This window comes from Enterobacter sp. S-33 (genome assembly GCF_028735835.1).
GTDB lineage: Bacteria > Pseudomonadota > Gammaproteobacteria > Enterobacterales > Enterobacteriaceae > Enterobacter > Enterobacter vonholyi.
The window spans coordinates 3,434,870-3,451,101 of sequence record NZ_CP117838.1 but is presented as its reverse complement, the minus strand read 5'-3'; the positions used below and the strand labels follow the sequence as shown (position 1 = coordinate 3,451,101).

Here is a 16,232-nt window from a genome sequence, read left to right as displayed (position 1 = left end):
AACAACAAGGTTAATCTAATGTTTCAGTACAAAATGGTCCAGGTTCCACCCAACATTTCAGTCAGGGCTAAAGACAACAAAATCGGTATTGCTGCGCAATACCTTGAGGACGTGGTCAACGAGTGGGCAGCGCAGGGCTGGGAATTTCAGCGAGTTGATACTATCGGTATTGAAGAACGACCGGGCTGTTTTGGCGGCAGTAAGGTTAAATTTATGCAGTACTATGTTATTACCTTCAGGAAAGAGGTTTAACTGTGATGCGTAGTCTGAGCTTCTGGCTGATACTGCTTTACCGCAAACATGCACCAGACAGCGTCAGACGGCGCTGTCGCTATCACCCTTCATGTTCAAAATATACGTTTGTCAGCATCAAGCGCTTTGGTTTCTGCCGGGGATGGAAAATTGCATTCAAGCGTTTTCAGCGCTGCAGGCCGCCGAACGGTGGAATCGATTATCCACCACACCGTTGTCACTGAGTGTGGGCTAGCTTTCGACTGCCCTGCTAAGCGTCACGCTCTGGTCACAATGAATAATGCTGTACCAGAACGATTAAGAATAAAATAAGTTCTCCCGCAGCCTTATGGCGCTGGCGGTGATTACTTAGACGGATGATTTATCTACCTCATGAGTGCTGCCATTGCATTCATCGGTAATCAACAAAGCCGGGCTAAAGTGGATAGGCAATATGCAAAGTTATTTAGATACAGGAATGCATTTCCTGCGCCTCGCTGCGTAAAGTAGAGCAGAGTTCCTAGATAAGAATTCAGCCAAACATTATGGTGCCTGATGCATCTGGTTCCCCAATAACATGGAGTCTCTATGGAATATTTTGAAGCTAAATTATATTTATTTGGAAAGTGGCGAATTATTACATTATTACTTAATGCTATACTTTTCCTTGGTAGTTGCTACGGGTTGTACCTCACGGGGATCTTTACAAGGTCATGGTATAATGAGGGTAATGCTGCGGTGTGCTTATTGATTATGTTTACCTCGGCATTAAGCTTCATTTCTATCAATCAGCCAGTCATTATGGATAAGACTGATGACGAGGCATCTTCATTGCTATCTTTATGGTGGAAACGAAAGAAGCTCGAACATTTATCAAAAATAAAAGAATATAAAAAATAACGTAAAGTCTGCGGCCCGGCGTGCCGAGCCGGAGGCGTGAACTATTTTTCGCTGTTATCCCGGCGATACGCCAGCGCCACCACCAGCGATTGCACCAGGCACAGCGTCGCCGACTGAGACCGAAACGCATCCACCTGCGCCTCTTTCACCACAAAGCAGAGATCGCTGAACGTCGCCAGCGGGCTGATCTGGCTGTCCGTAATCACAATCTGCCGCGCGCCGACGCTGGCGGCGGTTTCGCTGACCATCACCGTCTCTTCCGCGTACGGCGAGAAGCTTATCGACACCACGATGTCGCGCGCCTTAATGCGGCTGATCTGCTCGCGCAGCATCCCGCCCATGCCGTCGAGCAGGATAGGGCGGCACTCCAGATGGCTCAGTGCATAGGTAAGGTACGCGGCGACGCTAAAGGAGCGGCGCAGTCCGGCGATGTAGATGGTGTCGGCGTCGGCCAGCAGCTGTACCGCGCGCTCCAGCATCTCCGGCTCGGCGCGGGCGGCCAGCTGCTGCAGCGCCTGCGCGTTCGAGCGGGCAAACTCCTGCAGGATATCGAGCGGCGTTTCCGGCACGGCCTCGCTCTCCATCTCGCGGAACAGCCGGGCGCGGTCGCTGTAGCTGGCGGTCTCCTCCACCAGGTTCATGCGAAACAGCTGTTTCATTTCGTTGAAGCCGGTGAAGTCAAAGGCGTTGGCAAAGCGGATCAGCGTCGAGGGCGGCACGTCGGCGCGCTCGGCAATGACGGCAACCGTATCAAAGGCCACGCTGTTGGTGTTGTCCAGCACGTAGCGGGAGACCTGCTGCAGCCTCTTGCTCAGGCTATCGTAGCGATCGCGGATTTGCTGCTGCAGTTCGTTCAGGCTGGTTGCTGTCGTCATGTTATCCCCCAAATACAGTCATATGATTCTAAACGCAAAACCGCGTTTTTTAAATGTCGGCCATCCATCTGGCAGCAAAAATGAAACAGAAGATTCAGTCATTTCCTCGCCCGAGAACCCTTAATAGCGCACGCGGCGTCAGTGGTGCTGGCTGTTAACATAAAAATCCATCCTTGATCACAATAATCATCATTTATTTTATTTCAACTTAAAATGGAATATTTGTTTCATATATAGTGTTCAGTACACAGTGTTCAGGTCAAGTCACGTATCAACAGCGAGAGGTTAAGGATGGAGACGGTAGCGAATTTTATTCACGGCGAATGTGTCACCGGTTCAGGCCAGCGCGTTCAGGCGATCTTCAACCCGGCCACCGGCGAGCAGATCCGCCAGGTGGTGATGAGTACGGCACAGGAAACGGAGCAGGCGATTGCCGCCGCGCAGCAGGCGTTTCCGGCGTGGGCGCGTCATGCTCCGCTTAAGCGCGCGCGCGTGATGTTCCGCTTCAAGGCGCTGCTGGAAGAGAATATGGAACGTCTGGCCCGTCTCATTAGCGAAGAGCACGGCAAGGTCTTCTCCGATGCGGTGGGCGAACTGACCCGCGGCCTGGAAGTGGTCGAATTTGCCTGCGGCATTCCGCATCTGCAAAAGGGTGAACACTCGGCGAACGTCGGGACCGGCGTTGACAGCCACTCGCTGATGCAGCCGCTCGGGGTCTGCGCCGGGATCACGCCGTTTAACTTCCCGGCGATGGTGCCGATGTGGATGTTCCCGATTGCGCTGGCGACCGGGAATACCTTCGTGCTGAAACCGTCGGAAAAAGACCCTTCTCTGGCGCTCGCGCTGGCGCAGCTGCTGAAAGAGGCCGGCCTGCCGGACGGCGTCTTCAACGTGGTGCAGGGTGATAAAGAGTCCGTTGACGTGCTCCTGACCGACCCGCGCGTGCAGGCGGTGAGCTTTGTCGGCTCCACGCCGATTGCGGAATACATTTACCAGACCGCGTCCGCCCACGGTAAGCGCTGCCAGGCGCTGGGCGGTGCGAAAAACCACTGCATTTTAATGCCGGATGCCGACATGGAGATGGCGACCAACGCCATCATGGGCGCGGCCTACGGCGCGGCGGGGGAACGCTGCATGGCGCTCTCGGTGGTACTGGCGGTGGGCGATAACACCGCCGATGACCTCTGCGCCCGGCTGGAAAAACAGATTGCCGCGCTGCGCGTCGGGCCGGGGCTGGACCAGACGCCGGAAAACGAAATGGGGCCGCTCATCTCCTCCGCGCACCGCAGCAAGGTGCTGGGCTACATCGACAGCGGAGAAGCGCAGGGGGCGACGCTTCGCGTGGACGGTCGCGGCTTCAGCGTGAAGGGCCACGAGCAGGGCTACTTCGTCGGGCCGACGCTGTTCGATAACGTCACCCCGGAGATGACCATCTATAAAGAAGAGATTTTTGGTCCGGTGCTTTCTGTGGTGCGCGTAGCAGATTACGCCAGCGCGGTGGACCTGATTAACCGCCATGAATATGGTAATGGCTCGGCAATCTTCACCCGTGACGGCGGCTGCGCGCGCCGCTTCTGCGAAGAGGTGCAGGCAGGTATGGTGGGCGTCAACGTGCCGATCCCGGTGCCGATGGCGTTCCACAGCTTCGGCGGCTGGAAGCGTTCCATCTTCGGCGCGCTCAACGTCCACGGCAACGACGGCGTGCGTTTCTACACCCGAATGAAAACCATCACCGCGCGCTGGCCGGAAATGCAGCAGGAGACAGGCGCTGCGTTCTCCATGCCGACGCTGGGCTGACAGGAGATTTTATGCAAACCGAACGTATGACCATGGCCCAGGCGCTGGTCCGGTTCCTGAATCAACAGTACGTCAGCGTGGATGGCAACGAAACGCCCTTCGTGGAGGGTGTGGCGACGATCTTTGGGCACGGCAACGTGCTGGGTATCGGCCAGGCGCTGGAGCAGGATCCGGGCCATCTGCAGGTGATGCAGGGCTGCAACGAGCAGGGCATTGCCCATATGGCGACGGGATTCGCCAAACAGCACCGCCGTCAGCGCATCTTTGCCGTCACCTCCTCCGTCGGGCCGGGTGCCGCCAATATGGTTACGGCGGCGGCAACCGCCACGGCGAACCGCATCCCGCTGCTGCTGCTTCCGGGCGATATCTACGCCAGCCGCCAGCCGGACCCGGTGCTGCAGCAGATTGAGCAGTATCACGACCTCAGCATTAGCACCAACGACTGCTTCCGTCCGGTCTCCCGCTACTGGGACCGCATTAACCGCCCGGAGCAACTCATGAGCGCGATGCTCAGCGCGATGCGAACGCTTACTGACCCGGCAGATACCGGTGCGGTGACGATTTGCCTCCCGCAGGACGTGCAGGGGGAAGCGTGGGATTACCCGCTGAGCTTCTTCGCGCGTCGCGTGCACCACATCGAGCGTCGTCCGCCCGATCCGCAGCGTCTGGCGCAGGCGCGGGCGCTGATCGCCCGCAAGCATCGCCCGCTGGTGGTGTGCGGCGGCGGCGTACGCTATTCCGGCGCGCATGAGGCGTTTCGCGAATTTGTCGAGACGCTGCAGCTGCCGTTTGCCGAAACCCAGGCCGGAAAGGGGGCGCTGGTAAGTGACCACCCACTTAACCTCGGTGGCGTAGGGGTGACGGGCGGGATGGCGGCCAACCAGCTCGCGCCGCAGGCCGACCTGGTGATCGGCATCGGCACACGCCTGACCGACTTTACCACCGGCTCCAAGGCGCTCTTTTCCCATCCGGACGTGGAATTCCTGCTGCTGAACGTGGCCGAGTTTGACGCCCTGAAGCTGGACGCCAAGGCGCTGATTGCCGACGCTCAAACCGGGCTCGAGGCATTGACCCACGCGCTTGGTGGTTACCGCAGCGGCTGGGGAGAGGCGATCGCTGAGGCGAAATCCGCCTGGCGCGACGAGTGCCGTCGCCTGTGGGATCGCCAGTGGCGTCCTGACGACGCGCCCGAAGTGGCGGGGCACCTGGACGCGCAGCTGGCGGAATACGGCGAGGCGCTCAATACCCGCCTGACCCAGACGCGGGTGCTGGGGCTCATCAACCAGCATGTGGAAGATAACGCCATCGTGGTGGGCGCGGCCGGTTCGCTGCCGGGGGATTTACAGCGCCTCTGGCAGGTCAAAACGCCGGACAGCTATCACCTGGAGTACGGCTACTCCTGCATGGGCTACGAGATTGCGGCAGCCATTGGCGCGAAGCTCGCCCGACCCGAGCAGCCGGTATACGCCATGGTGGGGGATGGCTCCTACATGATGCTCCACTCCGAGCTGCAAACCGCCGTTCAGGAGGGCATTAAGGTCACCGTTCTGCTGTTTGATAACGCCAGCTTTGGCTGCATCAACAACCTGCAGATGGGGCACGGCATGGGCAGCTTTGGCACGGAAAACCGCCATCGCAACCCGGAAACCGGGCGGCTTGACGGGCCGCTGGTGAAGGTCGATTTCGCACAAAACGCGGAGAGCTACGGCTGCCGCGCGTGGCGGGTGCACGACGAGCAAAGCCTGCTGGCGGCGCTTGAGGCGGCCCGCGCTCATCCTGGCCCGACGCTGCTGGACATCAAGGTGCTGCCGAAGACCATGACCCACGACTACGCCTCCTGGTGGCGAACCGGTGATGCGCAGGTGGCAGAGTCGTCTGCCGTGCGTGAGGCCGCGGAGCAAACGCAGTCGCAGGTGAAAAAAGCCCGTCAGTATTGAGTTTTCCCGAAGTAACGAAATTTTCATTTCATTTTTGTTTTCCCCTCATCCTAACCCTCTCCCTCAGGGAGAGGGGACGGCTCGGTGTGGTTTTTTACTCCCTCTCCCTGAGGGAGAGGGCCGGGGTGAGGGGAGTTGCCGCACGTTCACCTATGTTGTGAGATTGATAACAAAATTTATCTCATTCATCTCAAAAGTGTTAACCCGCACTCAAAAACATAATTTTCACTATTTATAAAAATGAAATAAATGTTTTATTTATAGGGTCGTTAGTTCACAGCATTCACCAACACCGGGAGCCGTTATGTTTAACATTGCTTTACTGGGCGCTGGCCGAATTGGCCAGGTACATGCAGCTAACATCGCCAGCCACGGCGCGACCACGCTCTGGTCCGTGGTTGACCCGAATCAGGAATTTGCCACCCGCCTCGCCACGCAGTATCAGGCCCGCCAGCAGAGCCTGACTGAAGCGATGACCGACCCTAACGTTCACGCCGTGCTGATCGCCTCCGCGACCGATACCCACGCGGACCTGATTGAAATGGCCGCCCGCCACGGCAAGGCCATCTTCTGCGAAAAGCCGGTCCACCTCGACCTTGCCCGCGTGCGCGACTGCCTGAAGGTGGTCAAAGAGTACGACGTGCCGCTGTTTATCGGCTTTAACCGCCGCTTTGACCCGCAGTTCCGCCGCGTGAAAACCGACGTGCAGGCCGGGCGCATCGGCAAGCCGGAATCGCTGCTGATCGTTTCCCGCGACCCGTCTCCACCGCCTGCGGAGTACGTGCGCGTCTCCGGCGGCATGTTCCGCGATATGACCATTCACGATTTTGACATGGCCCGCTTCATCATGGGCGAAGAGCCGGTGTCGGTGTATGCCCAGGGCAGCAACCTGGTGGATCCGGCGATTGGCGAGGCAGGCGACATCGATACCGCGTTTATCGTCCTGAAATACGCCTCCGGCGCGATGGCGACCATCGTCAACAGCCGCCGCTCCTCGTATGGCTACGACCAGCGCCTGGAGCTGCACGGCTCCGAAGGGCTGCTGTGCGCGGGCAACATTCTGGAAAACCAGGTGCAGCACTACGGCAAACAGGGCTGCACCAGCGCGCTGCCGGAACACTTCTTCCTGCAGCGCTACAAATCCGCTTACGCCGCGGAATGGGAACACTTTGTCGCGGTCCTGCGCGGCGAAGCGGTGCCTGACTGCAGCGGCGATGATGGTGAACGTGCGCTGTACCTTGCGGATAAAGCGCTGGAGTCACTGCGCAGCCAGCGTGAGATCGTCCTCTAAACACCACAACCCTACACAGAGAGACATAATAATGAAAAAACTGATCGTAGCCGCCCTCATCGCCATGACGTCCGGGGCCGCTCTCGCCGAAAACGAGCAAATTGTTTTCAGTACGCCAAACCTGGCCATGCCGTTTGAAGTTCACATGCAGCGCACGGCGGTAAAAGCCGCAAAAGAGATGGGCGTGAAGCTTCAGGTGCTGGACGGGCAGGGCAGTTCACCGAAGCAGGTGGCTGACCTGGAAAACGCCATCACCCGCGGGGCGCAGGGCTTTATCGTCTCCCCTAACGACGTGAACGCGGTCTCCAGCGCGGTGGATGAAATTCAGGATGCGAAGCTGCCGGTGGTCACCCTTGACCGCTCCGTCGACAGCCAGAAGAAAGTGCCGCACTTTGGCGCCAACAACTACAAAGGCGGCCAGGCGATTGGCGACTTCGTCAAAACCAAATTCCCCGACGGGGCGGAGATCATTCTGCTGACCGGCCAGCCGGGCTCCTCCTCCAACATCGAACGCACTAAAGGGATCCGCGACAGCCTGAAGGCGGGTGGCGATAAGTACAAGATCGTCGCCGATCAGACCGGCAACTGGATGCGTTCTGAAGGGATGCGCATCGTGGAAAGCGTGCTGCCCTCGCTGCCGAAACGCCCGCAGGTGATCCTCTCCGCCAACGACGACATGGCGCTGGGGGCGATCGAAGCCCTGCAGAGCCAGGGCGTGAAGCCGGGTGAAATTCTGGTCACCGGCTTTGACGCGGTGCCGGAAGCGCTGGCCCGCGTGCGCGACGGCTGGCTGGCGGTAACGGCGGACCAGCGTCCGGGCTTTGCGGTGCAGACGGCGATGAGCCAGCTGGTGGCCAACGTGCGCGAGAAGAAGGCCATCACCGGGGCCGACTACCCGCCGACGCTGATCACCAAAGAGAACCTGCAGCAGGCTGAGCGTATCGGTGAGGCCGGTAACTGATTTATCCGCAGCCGTCGCTGGCGCGGCGGCTCACTCTAAAGGAGGAGCAGACCGATGTCGCAACCCTTACTGAAAGTGACCGACCTGGCAAAAAGCTTTTCCGGCGTCTGGGCGTTAAGCAGCGCCCAGCTGACCGTCGGCGCGGGCGAGATCCACGCCCTGCTGGGGGAAAACGGGGCGGGTAAATCCACGCTGCTGAAGGCGCTCGCGGGGGCGCAGCCGCAAACCCGCGGGGAGATCTGGTTCAACGGCGAAACGCTGCCGGTGGACGACTCCCCGGTGGAACGGCAGAACAAGGGCATTATCACCATCTATCAGGAATTCAACCTGCTGCCCAACATGACCGTCGCGGAAAACATGTTTCTCGGGCGCGAGCCGCGTAAACGTAACCTGATCGTCGACGAAAAGGCGGTAAACCAGGAGGCGCAGGTCATTCTCGACTATCTGCAGCTGAACGTTGCGCCGACCACCCCGGTCGCCCGTCTGAGCGTGGCCCAGCAGCAGATGGTGGAGATCGCCCGGGCGCTGACCCTCAACGCCAGGCTAATCATTATGGACGAACCGTCCGCCGCGCTGAGCGACAGCGAGGTGGAAAGCCTGCACCGCGTGGTGCGCGAGCTTAAAAACCGTGGCGTGAGCATTATTTACGTTACCCACCGTCTGCACGAAGTTTTCCAGCTCTGCGACCGCTTCACCGTTTTCCAGGACGGCCGTTTCACCGGCACCGGCGCGGTGGCGGAGACCAACGTCGAACAGCTGATCCGCCTGATGGTCGGGCGCGACGTGGCCTTTAATCGCCGTCCCGCCAGCGAAACGCATCATGAGGACAAGCCCGTCCGCCTGGCGGTGAAGGGGCTGAGCCGCGAAAAGCCGCCGCTGGATCCGCACGGCATCGCCCTGCACGACATCAGCTTCCACGTCCACGCCGGGGAGGTCTTAGGCATTGCCGGACTGGTGGGCGCCGGGCGCACCGAGGTGGCCCGCTGCCTCTTTGGCGCGGACGCGTTTACCTCGGGCAGCTTTGAGCTGGACGGCGTGCCCTACCAGCCGCGTGACCCGCTGTATGCCCTCGACCAGGGCGTGGCGCTGGTGCCGGAAGACCGCAAAAAAGAGGGGGCGGTGCTGGGGCTGTCCATTCGCGACAACCTGTCGCTCTCCTGCCTCTCCTCGCTGCTGCAGTGGCGCTGGTTCGTGAATACCCGCAAAGAGGACGACCTGATCGAGTCCTACCGCAAGGCGCTGCAGATCAAAATGGTCAACAGCGCGCAGGAGGTGCGCAAGCTCTCCGGCGGTAACCAGCAAAAGGTGATCCTCGCGCGCTGCATGGCACTCAACCCGCGGGTGCTGATCGTAGATGAGCCGACGCGCGGCATTGACGTGGGGACCAAATCAGAAGTGCACCAGGTGCTGTTTGACATGGCGAAAAAGGGCGTGGCGGTGATCGTGATCTCCTCCGATCTGCCTGAAGTGATGGCGGTGTCAGACCGGATCATCACCCTGAGCGAAGGGCGAGTGACCGGCGAGATCCAAGGTGACGACGCTAACGAAGAACGGCTGATGACGATGATGGCCATCAACCACAACGCCCTGAACGCGGCATAACGGAGTTTCTCATGACGCAGATGATTTCTAAAACGCAGGCCCCGGTCAAACGCGCCGGACGCATCGATCCCATCGCCTTCTTCGAGCGCTTCGGGGTGCTGATTTTCATGATCCTGCTGCTGATCTTCTTTCAGTCGCAGAACAGCAATTTTTTCTCTGAACGCAATATTTTCAACATCCTGACCGAAGTCTCCATCTACGGGATCATGGCCGTGGGGATGACCTTTGTCATCCTGACCGCCGGGATCGACCTTTCCGTCGGCTCCATTCTGGCGGTCTGCGCCATGACCGCGGCGTACGTGATTAAGGGCGACAACTTCACCACCGTCGACCCGAACGCCTGGGGCGGCATGAGCTGGCTGATTGGGCTGGGGATTTGTCTGGCGATGGGCACGGCGATTGGCTTCCTGCACGGTCTGGGCGTAACCCGTCTGCGCCTGCCGCCGTTCATCGTGACCCTCGGCGGGATGACCATCTGGCGCGGCCTGACGCTGGTGATCAACGACGGCGCGCCGATTGCCGGTTTCGATCAGGGCTACCGCTGGTGGGGGCGCGGGGAGCTGCTCGGCATCTCCATTCCGATCTGGATCTTCGCCATCGTCGCCCTCGGCGGCTATCTGGCGCTGCATAAAACCCGCTGGGGCCGCTTTGTCTACGCCATCGGCGGTAACCCGGAGGCGGCGCGCCTGGCGGGGGTGAACGTCAAGCGCGTGCTGGTCAGCGTCTACGTGCTGATTGGCTGCCTGGCGGGGCTGGCGGGCTTCATCCTGAGCGCGCGTCTTGGGAGCGCCGAGGCGGTGGCCGGGATCTCCTTTGAGCTGCGCGTCATCGCCTCGGTGGTGATCGGCGGTACCTCGCTGATGGGCGGCTACGGGCGCATCGGCGGCACGATTATCGGCTCCATCATCATGGGGATTCTGATTAACGGCCTGGTGCTGATGAACGTCTCGGCCTACTACCAGCAGATTATCACCGGATTAATTATCGTTCTGGCGGTGGCGTTTGACACCTACGCCAAGAGCCGTCGCGGCGCACTGTGAGGATCACGATGAAAGAGGTTCGTATTGGATTAATTGGCACCGGGTATATCGGCAAGGCGCACGCTATCGCCTATGCCCAGGCCCCGACGGTGTTCAACCTGCGCGGCAGGCTGGTGCGCGAGATGGTGGCGGAAGTCACGCCGGAGCTGGCGGCAGAGCGCGCGCAGGCGTTTGGCTTCAACCGCTCCACCGGCGACTGGCGGGCGCTGGTGGCCGACCCGGCTATTGATGTGGTGGATATTTGCTCACCTAACCATCTGCATAAAGAGATGGCGCTGGAGGCGATCCGCCACGGCAAGCACGTCTACTCGGAGAAGCCGCTGGCGCTGAACGCCCACGACGCGCGGGAGATGGTTGACGCCGCGAAGCGGGCCGGGGTGAAAACGCTGGTGGGGTTCAACTACATGAAGAACCCGACGGCGCAGCTGGCGAAAGAGATTATCGCCCGCGGCGAGATAGGCGAGGTGATCCACTTCTACGGCACCCACAACGAAGACTATATGGCCGACCCGCTGTCGCCTATTCACTGGCACTGCTTTAAAGAGACCGCCGGGCTGGGGGCGCTGGGCGACCTGGCGGCGCATATCGTCAACATGGCTCAGTACCTGGTGGGGGATATCGAGCAGGTCTGCGGCGATCTGAAGATCGTGGTCCCGGAGCGCCCGGCGAAGGCCGGAGCGTCGGAGATGATTGCCGTCGAAAACGAGGATCAGGCCCACGCGATGGTGCGCTTCGCGGGCGGGGCGCAGGGGGTAATTGAAACCTCCCGTGTCGCCTGCGGCCGCAAAATGGGGCTGTCGTACGTCATCACCGGGACGAAAGGCGCCATCAGCTTCACCCAGGAGCGCATGGCGGAGCTGAAGCTCTATCGGCATGACGATCCGGTGAACCGTCAGGGGTTCCGCACGCTGCTCGTCGGCCCCGCTCACCCGGACTACGCCGCGTTCTGCATGGGCGCAGGACACGGGATTGGCTTTAACGATCAAAAAACGGTGGAGGTGCGCGATCTGGTGGACGGGATTGCCGCCGACGCGCCGATGTGGCCGGACTTCGAAGAGGGCTGGAAGGTGTCGCGCGTGCTGGACGCGATCGCGCTTTCGCACCGGGAAGGCCGCTGGCTGAACGTGAACGACATTGTCTGATGAGGTATCAACGTGGAAAAGCAGTTTGATGTGATATGCATGGGCCGCGTGGCGGTAGACCTCTACAGTCAGCAGATTGGTGCCCGTCTGGAGGATGTGTCGAGCTTCGCCAAATACCTCGGCGGCTCGTCCGGCAACGTGGCGTACGGCACCGCGCGCCAGGGCCTGCGCTCGTCGATGCTGGCGCGCGTCGGCGATGAACATATGGGCCGCTTCCTGCGCGAAGAGCTCAACCAGGTGGGCTGCGATACCAGCCATCTGATTACAGATAAAGACCGCCTCACGGCGCTGGTGCTACTCGGCATTAAAGACCGGGACACCTTTCCTCTGATTTTTTATCGCGATAACTGCGCGGATATGGCCATTACGGCCAGCGATGTGGACGAAAGCTACATTGCCTCCGCACGGTGTCTTGCCATCACCGGGACCCACCTTTCTCATCCGCAGACCCGCGAGGCGGTGCTGACGGCGCTGGGCTATGCCAGCCGTCACGGCGTCCGGACGGTGCTGGACATTGACTACCGTCCGGTGCTGTGGGGGCTCACCGCCTTAGGCGACGGCGAAACGCGCTTTATCGCCGCCGATAAGGTCACCCGCGAGCTGCAGGAGGTACTGCACCTCTTCGACGTCATTGTCGGCACCGAGGAGGAGTTTCACATTGCGGGCGGCAGCACGGATACCCTGCAGGCGCTGGGGCAGGTGCGTGCCGTGAGTCAGGCCACCCTGGTCTGCAAACGCGGCGCGCTCGGCTGCTCGGTCTATACCGACGCCATTCCGCCCCGGCTGGACGACGGCCTGACGGTGACCGGCGTGCGCGTGGAGGTGCTGAACGTCCTCGGCGCGGGGGACGCGTTTATGTCCGGCCTGCTGCGCGGCTATCTGAACGACGAGGGCTGGGAGCAGGCGTGCCGCTACGCCAACGCCTGCGGCGCGCTGGTGGTCTCGCGCCACGGCTGCGCCCCGGCGATGCCGAGCAAAATCGAGCTGGATGACTATCTTTCGCGCGCTGCAGATGTGCCGCGCCCGGATCTCGACCCGCGTCTTAACCATCTCCACCGGGTGACCACCCGCCGCCGCGAGTGGCCGGAGCTGTGCGTGATGGCCTTCGACCACCGCAGCCAGCTTGAGGATATGGCGATGCAGTGCGGCGCGTCGCTTAAGCGTATTCCTGCCCTCAAGCAGCTGATCCTGCAGGCCAGCCGCGAGGCGGCGAGCCGGGCCGGGCTGGAGGGCAAAGCCGGCCTGCTGTGCGACGGCACCTTTGGACAGGACGCGCTGAACGCCATCACCGGCGAGGGGTGGTGGATTGGTCGCCCCATTGAGCTGCCTGGCTCGCGTCCGCTGGAGATGGAGCACGGCAACATCGGCACCCAGCTTATCAGCTGGCCGCAGGAGCACGTGGTGAAGTGCCTGGTCTTTTTCCACCCGGAAGATGCCCACGGCCTGCGCCTGGAGCAGGAGCAGAAAATCGCTGAGGTGTACCACGCCTGCTGCCAGTCCGGGCACGAGCTGCTGCTGGAGGTGATCCTGCCTGCGACCATGCCGCGCAGCGACGAGCTCTACCTGCGCGCCATCTCCCGCTTCTACAACCTCGGCATTTACCCGGACTGGTGGAAGCTGCCGCCGCTTTCCGCCGAGGGCTGGACGGCACTGAGCGAGATTATCGAACGCCGGGACCCGCACTGCCGCGGGGTGGTGATCCTCGGCCTGGACGCCCCGGCGGAACAGCTGCGCGCTGACTTTAAAGCCGCAGCGGGGCAGCCGCTGGTTAAAGGCTTCGCCGTAGGGCGCACGCTGTTCGGCGATGCCTCCCGCGCGTGGCTGAAACACGATATTGACGATGCGCATCTGGTGGCGCGCATCCGGGACAACTACCTGCAGCTTATCGCCTGGTGGCGCGAGCGCGGACACGCATAATGGAGAAGACAATGAGTGTACAACTGGGCATTAACCCGCTGACGTGGACGAACGACGATCTGCCTTCTCTGGGCGCAGAGACGTCGCTGGAGACCTGCCTGAGTGAAGGTAAAGAGGCCGGTTTCGCCGGCTTCGAGCTGGGCAATAAGTTCCCGCGCGAAGCGCGCCTGCTCGGCCCCATCCTGCAGCGCCACGACCTGCAGCTGGTCTCCGGCTGGTATTCCGGCCGCCTGCTGGAGCGCAGCGTGGAGGAGGAGATCGCCGCCGTGCAGTCCCACCTGGCGCTGCTGCGCGAGCTGGGGGCGAAGGTGCTGGTCTTTGCGGAAGTGAGCGGCTGCATTCACGGCGAGCAGCAGACCCCGGTGCATCTGCGCCCGCGCTTCCCGCAGTCACGCTGGAAGGAGTACGGTGAGAAGCTTACCGAATTTGCCCGCTACACCCAGCAGCAGGGCGTGCAGATTGCCTATCATCACCATATGGGCACGGTGATTGAGTCCGCCGACGACGTGGACAACCTGATGACCCACACCGGCGACGCGGTGGGGCTACTGCTCGATACCGGCCATCTGACCTTTGCCGGGGCCGATCCGCTGGCGGTGGCGCAGCGCTGGGCGTCGCGCATCAACCACGTTCACTGCAAAGACGTGCGTGCCGACGTGCTGGCGGACGTGAAAAACCGTAAAACCAGCTTCCTTGATGCGGTACTGAGCGGCGTGTTTACGGTGCCGGGCGACGGCTGCGTGGATTATCCGCCGATTATGCAGCTGCTGAAGGCGCAGGACTATCACGGCTGGCTGGTGGTCGAGGCGGAGCAGGATCCGGCCATTGCCCATCCGCTTACCTACGCCCGTCTGGGGTACAACAACCTGAGCCGCCTGGCGCGCGACGCCGGGCTTATCTGAGGAGGCGACATGTCACGTTTGCTATCACGCTGGCAACAGCCGAACGCGGAGGGACGCACCCAGTCCGTCACGCCGGAAAGCGCAGGGTGGGGGTACGTCGGCTTTGAGGCGTATGAGCTGCAGGAGGGGCAGACGCTGACGCTGACCGCCGTCAGCGAAGAGCGCTGTCTGGTGCTGGTCGCCGGACGCGCCTCCATCAGCACGCCCTCCGCGCAGTTTACCGACATTGGCGGGCGGATGAGCCCGTTCGAGCGCATCAAGCCGTGGGCGGTGTACGTCACCCCGCAGGAGACGGTGCAGGTGAAGGCGCTGACGACGCTGGAGCTGGCGGTCTGCGCCGCGCCTGGCAAGGGCACGTATCCGACGCGGCTGATTGCGCCGCAGGATATCGACGGCGAAGCGCGCGGTAAGAGCCGCAACCAGCGCTACGTGCACAATATTCTGCCGGAAGACAAGCCCGCCGACAGCCTGCTGGTGGTGGAGGTCTGGACTAACGAGGGCTGCACCAGCTCGTACCCGAGCCACAAGCATGACACGGATAACCCGCCGCAGGAGACGTATCTGGAGGAGACCTACTACCATCGCCTCAACCCGGAGCAGGGGTTCTGCATGCAGCGCGTCTACACCGACGACAGAACGCTGGATGAGTGTATGGCGGTCTATAACCGTGACGTGGTCATGGTGCCGAAGGGCTATCACCCGGTGGCGACGATGGCCGGATATGACAGCTACTACCTCAACGTGATGGCCGGGCCGGTGCGCAAATGGATGTTCACCTGGGAGGAGGATCACGCGTGGATTAATCGCGATTATCCCGGGGATAGCGGGCACTGAGGCTATTTTTTGCCGGGTGGCGCTGCGCTTACCCGGCCTACAATTTACAAAATATTATTTTGCTTCAATCGCCTGCTCAATCGTCCGGGCAACGATCTGCGGCTGGCTCACCATCGATACGTGGCTTGCCGCCACCTCGGTGGTTTTCGCGTGGATCGTCTTCGCCATCGCCCGTTCAAGATCGGGGTTGATCATTCGGTCATTCTTGCTAACCACATACCAGCTCGGTTTGTCATGCCACGCCGCGTGGACGACTTTTTCACCAAACGCCTCAGCCTTAATTGGCCCCTGCGTGGCTGCAATCGTATCTTGAATGGCTGGCTTCACGTCAGGCGCGAAATCCTTCCTGACGGCGTCCGTCGGCAGGTATAAATAGCCGTCCGCCGTTTTGGCAATGCCCGCGCTACCCGGCGGCGCAGGGTAGCTTCCTGCCAGATCCGCCGTCGACTGGCCGGAATCCGGGGCGAACGCCGCCACGTACACCAGCGATTTAACCCGCGCATCGTTTCCCGCCTCGCTAATCACGGTGCCGCCCCAGGAGTGGCCCACCAGCACTACGTCACCCTGCGCGCGGGCGATGGCCCGCTTTGTGGCGGCAACGTCATCGTTGAGCGACGTGAGCGGGAGCTGGACGGCAATGACCTCGGCGTGCTGCTTCTGCAACAGGGCAATCACCTTATTCCAGCTGCTGCCGTCGGCAAACGCGCCGTGAACCAGCACGACGCTGGTTTTACCCTGTGCAAAGGCGCTGGCGGAAAGCGCCAGCAGGCCTGCCGTTAGTACAGTCAGTGCTTTCATCTTGA

General features: G+C 61.1%; 15 protein-coding genes. 13 read left to right on the top strand and 2 right to left on the bottom strand.

Annotated features, from left to right (window positions below; translation table 11 throughout):
* The first annotated feature begins 18 nt into the window (after window positions 1-18).
* The 3 genes from PUP35_RS16280 (at window position 19) to PUP35_RS16275 (ending at window position 1,131) form a co-directional block, all read left to right on the top strand.
* Entirely contained in the window at window positions 19-252 is a 234-nt protein-coding gene (locus PUP35_RS16280; RefSeq protein ID WP_045260197.1) for a hypothetical protein, read from the top strand.
* A gap of 5 nt (window positions 253-257) precedes the next feature.
* A complete protein-coding gene (yidD, locus tag PUP35_RS22045) occupies window positions 258-476 on the top strand; it encodes a membrane protein insertion efficiency factor YidD (protein ID WP_094934659.1) in 219 nt (72 codons plus the stop codon).
* 343 nt (window positions 477-819) lie between these two features.
* Window positions 820-1,131 (top strand): hypothetical protein, encoded by a 312-nt coding sequence (locus PUP35_RS16275; RefSeq protein ID WP_274240604.1) that lies wholly within the window; start codon window positions 820-822, stop codon window positions 1,129-1,131.
* Between the two features lie 41 nt (window positions 1,132-1,172).
* Here the strand turns inward: PUP35_RS16275 and PUP35_RS16270 are convergent, their stop codons facing one another.
* A complete protein-coding gene (locus PUP35_RS16270; protein WP_021241828.1) occupies window positions 1,173-2,006 on the bottom strand; it encodes a MurR/RpiR family transcriptional regulator in 834 nt (277 codons plus the stop codon).
* A 291-nt stretch (window positions 2,007-2,297) separates the two neighbouring features.
* Here PUP35_RS16270 and PUP35_RS16265 point away from each other — a divergent pair, with 291 nt between their 5' ends.
* The 10 genes from PUP35_RS16265 to iolB all read left to right on the top strand — a co-directional run bounded on the left by PUP35_RS16265 (window position 2,298) and on the right by iolB (window position 15,429).
* Complete coding sequence (locus tag PUP35_RS16265; RefSeq protein WP_025912803.1) at window positions 2,298-3,803, top strand: CoA-acylating methylmalonate-semialdehyde dehydrogenase; 1,506 nt, start codon at window positions 2,298-2,300, stop codon at window positions 3,801-3,803.
* Window positions 3,804-3,814: 11 nt separating this feature from the next.
* Entirely contained in the window at window positions 3,815-5,740 is a 1,926-nt protein-coding gene (gene iolD, locus PUP35_RS16260; RefSeq protein WP_274240599.1) for a 3D-(3,5/4)-trihydroxycyclohexane-1,2-dione acylhydrolase (decyclizing), read from the top strand.
* A gap of 304 nt (window positions 5,741-6,044) precedes the next feature.
* Complete coding sequence (gene iolG, locus PUP35_RS16255) at window positions 6,045-7,031, top strand: inositol 2-dehydrogenase (RefSeq protein WP_274240597.1); 987 nt, start codon at window positions 6,045-6,047, stop codon at window positions 7,029-7,031.
* A 31-nt stretch (window positions 7,032-7,062) separates the two neighbouring features.
* Complete coding sequence (locus tag PUP35_RS16250) at window positions 7,063-7,992, top strand: sugar ABC transporter substrate-binding protein (RefSeq protein ID WP_008502118.1); 930 nt, start codon at window positions 7,063-7,065, stop codon at window positions 7,990-7,992.
* 54 nt (window positions 7,993-8,046) lie between these two features.
* A complete protein-coding gene (locus PUP35_RS16245) occupies window positions 8,047-9,594 on the top strand; it encodes a sugar ABC transporter ATP-binding protein (RefSeq protein ID WP_274240594.1) in 1,548 nt (515 codons plus the stop codon).
* Between the two features lie 11 nt (window positions 9,595-9,605).
* Complete coding sequence (locus tag PUP35_RS16240) at window positions 9,606-10,634, top strand: ABC transporter permease (protein WP_008502116.1); 1,029 nt, start codon at window positions 9,606-9,608, stop codon at window positions 10,632-10,634.
* A gap of 8 nt (window positions 10,635-10,642) precedes the next feature.
* A complete protein-coding gene (locus PUP35_RS16235; protein WP_274240591.1) occupies window positions 10,643-11,776 on the top strand; it encodes a Gfo/Idh/MocA family protein in 1,134 nt (377 codons plus the stop codon).
* Window positions 11,777-11,788: 12 nt separating this feature from the next.
* Window positions 11,789-13,693, top strand: coding sequence for a bifunctional 5-dehydro-2-deoxygluconokinase/5-dehydro-2-deoxyphosphogluconate aldolase (locus tag PUP35_RS16230; RefSeq protein WP_274240590.1), 1,905 nt, complete (start codon window positions 11,789-11,791; stop codon window positions 13,691-13,693).
* A gap of 11 nt (window positions 13,694-13,704) precedes the next feature.
* On the top strand, window positions 13,705-14,595 hold the full coding sequence (iolE, locus tag PUP35_RS16225; RefSeq protein ID WP_127731929.1) for a myo-inosose-2 dehydratase: 891 nt from the start codon (window positions 13,705-13,707) through the stop codon (window positions 14,593-14,595).
* Window positions 14,596-14,604: 9 nt separating this feature from the next.
* Window positions 14,605-15,429, top strand: coding sequence for a 5-deoxy-glucuronate isomerase (iolB, locus tag PUP35_RS16220; RefSeq protein WP_274240587.1), 825 nt, complete (start codon window positions 14,605-14,607; stop codon window positions 15,427-15,429).
* 54 nt (window positions 15,430-15,483) lie between these two features.
* Here the strand turns inward: iolB and PUP35_RS16215 are convergent, their stop codons facing one another.
* Window positions 15,484-16,227, bottom strand: coding sequence for an alpha/beta fold hydrolase (locus tag PUP35_RS16215; RefSeq protein WP_274240584.1), 744 nt, complete (start codon window positions 16,225-16,227; stop codon window positions 15,484-15,486).
* Window positions 16,228-16,232: the final 5 nt, after the last annotated feature.